Origin of the sequence: Halobacillus seohaensis (assembly GCF_042663045.1) — a bacterium.
In the GTDB taxonomy this organism is placed as follows: Bacteria; Bacillota; Bacilli; order Bacillales; family Halobacillaceae; genus Halobacillus_A; species Halobacillus_A seohaensis.
In genome coordinates this window covers 5,888-8,207 of the sequence record NZ_JBHSZV010000050.1, presented here as the reverse complement: position 1 = coordinate 8,207, position 2,320 = coordinate 5,888, and the positions used below count along the sequence as shown (strand labels likewise).

The window sequence follows — 2,320 nt, the reverse complement described above, 5'->3', positions numbered from 1 at the left end:
ATCTAAAGAAGACATCCATCACTTAGCTGAAGGAAACCCACTACAAAAAAGATTTGGTGACTCTGATGCAGCAAATAGCTATCTTGGGTCTGGTCATCCCATTACTCAAGCGAATACGTTTAAAGGTGGCTTTTTTGTCTTAGCTCCCATAAATGATGTTCAGGAACCCGTTGAAAAAATTAGAGATTTGCTACTATTGTCGGCGGTAGGTACATTGTTTCTGGCACTTGGGTTTACATGGGTACTATCAAAAAAAATGTCTGACCCACTATTGGAAATGGAACGAGCGACTCGGGAAATTTCAAAAGGTAATTTAGATATAAGGGTGAATGTTTCTTCCGGTGATGAATTAGGTTCATTAGGGAAAGCAATTAATGACCTTGCAGTAGAAACTAATAGATATCGAAGCAATCGAAGGGAGTTTTTTGCAAATATATCCCACGAATTGCGTACCCCCATATCGTACTTAAAAGGATACTCCCACGTGCTAAAGCAAGGTCTTTATCAAACGGAGAAGGAAAGGTTGCAATATCTTGACATTATTGAAAATGAGACAGATCAGATGGTTAGGTTAATTAATGATTTATTTGATCTAGCAAAAATGGAAGAAGGTAAAATAGAACTTCAAATGTCCAATCTCAATCTTGTAGAAGTTATGGAAACATCCCTTCTCAAAGTCAAAATGGAACTCGAAAAGAAAGGTCTCACGTTAAGTACACAAATTGACTATGATGTCCCTAATATAGAGGGAGATCGTATTCGTGTGGAACAAATTTTTACGAACTTGTTAGCGAATGCCCATCGATATACGGAAAAAGGATCTATTCATGTTGGCATATGGAGTGAAAAAGATAGCGTACATGTAATTATTGAGGATACGGGTGTTGGAATTCCAGAAGAAGAACTTCCGTATATTTTTGAACGTTTCCACCGTGTTGAGAAATCTCGTTCGCGAGATCACGGGGGGACAGGTCTAGGATTGGCTATTGTAAAGAATTTGGTTGAACTCCAACTTGGAGAGATTTCAGTGAATAGCCGGGTGGGTATAGGAACGAGGTTTGAGCTATGCTTCCCAATAGCTAGTAAGGAGGCAACATGAAAAAAATAGAATGGTTGATGGCAGCACTTCTGATTTTAATGGGCTTGGTTTGCCTAACCGTTTCCTCCACGGTGATGTGGGGGACTGAATCGATAGAGACCTATCTCAAAACGTTCATGCAGCTTTGTCTGTGGATGGGCCTACCCATTTTGATTATAGGGATTATATATCTTTTGTTTCTAAAGAAAAGAAAGGATAAATAATTAATCTGATAAGGAAGATCCAAACATGGAAGAGTAGCTTAAATGGAGGTGTAGATCTATGATGAATATGATGGGACCGATTAATATGATTATATGGATTATTATTTTAGGGTTTATCATTTATGGAATTTTTGTTTTAGTAACTAAGTTATTTGAAAAGAAAGAGGATCCACCAGTGCAAATCCTCAAGGAAAGGTTCGCCAAAGGTGAGATTGGTGAAGAGGAATATGAGAAGAAAAAGAACACTTTAAAAAAATAGCTATATTTAGTATATACCATCTAAGTGAGGCCTAAGGACTCTAATATTATTGGGTGACAAACGTAGGGGAATAAGCGTTGTTGCAGAATTATTAATGAACCTCACAAAATCAACAAATTCCCTGTTTACACTAAACGTATGGAAAAAAGGAGGGGAAAAATATGAAACTAAAAACAGTATCATTTGTTTTGTCATTTTCTTTGGCGACGGTATTGGTTGTGGGACAAGGCGCATTAGCTGAAGAATCAGAGGGCAATGGGATGAGCAGTATGATGAATGGAAATGGAATGATGAACATGATGGAAAATGGAAACATGTCTCAAATGATGGGAGCTATGAATTCACCGGAGGGGCAAAAGATGATGAGTACTTGCAGTGATTTTATGGAATCCTATGAAGATGATAATGGAAATAAGTGATTATTTACCCCCCTATGGATAAGGTCTCATTTTGTGAGGCCTTATTTTAATCTATTACTTTTTGCTTATTAAACAGTATGAATGTATCGGTTTTAAGAGTGATCAAATGTTCACATAACCCAAAGGAAGTCAGTAACATTCACCTAAAGGAGGATTGTATTAGTGGCCCCCTTTCTTATAGGTAGGGAGAAGAAAACTATGCTTTTATGTTTTACATATAACTTCCATATTAACGATTATACGATTTTCAAACCTTACTTTGAAGGTGGATGATTACTTGCTACATGTCTTTTAATGATGTCTTCCTTTGCAAATACAAGTTCTTCAAACAATTAAGAAT

The 2,320-nt window shown here is 36.9% G+C and carries 3 protein-coding genes; all 3 read left to right on the top strand.

The features are described 5' to 3' along the window. A partial coding sequence (locus ACFQIC_RS17640; protein ID WP_390217562.1) for a HAMP domain-containing sensor histidine kinase occupies positions 1 to 1,099 on the top strand: 1,099 nt, incomplete at its 5' end. 261 nt (positions 1,100 to 1,360) lie between these two features. Continuing rightward, positions 1,361 to 1,561, top strand: a complete 201-nt coding sequence (locus ACFQIC_RS17635; RefSeq protein WP_204712373.1) for an SHOCT domain-containing protein — start codon at positions 1,361 to 1,363, stop codon at positions 1,559 to 1,561. Between the two features lie 161 nt (positions 1,562 to 1,722). Then, positions 1,723 to 1,980 (top strand): hypothetical protein, encoded by a 258-nt coding sequence (locus tag ACFQIC_RS17630; protein WP_204712372.1) that lies wholly within the window; start codon positions 1,723 to 1,725, stop codon positions 1,978 to 1,980. Positions 1,981 to 2,320 lie beyond the last annotated feature (340 nt).

Coding starts and splice junctions, on each gene's coding strand:
- ACFQIC_RS17635 (WP_204712373.1), top strand. CDS start 1,361: ATGATGAATATGATGGGACCGATTAATATGATTATATGGATTATTATT.
- ACFQIC_RS17630 (WP_204712372.1), top strand. CDS start 1,723: ATGAAACTAAAAACAGTATCATTTGTTTTGTCATTTTCTTTGGCGACG.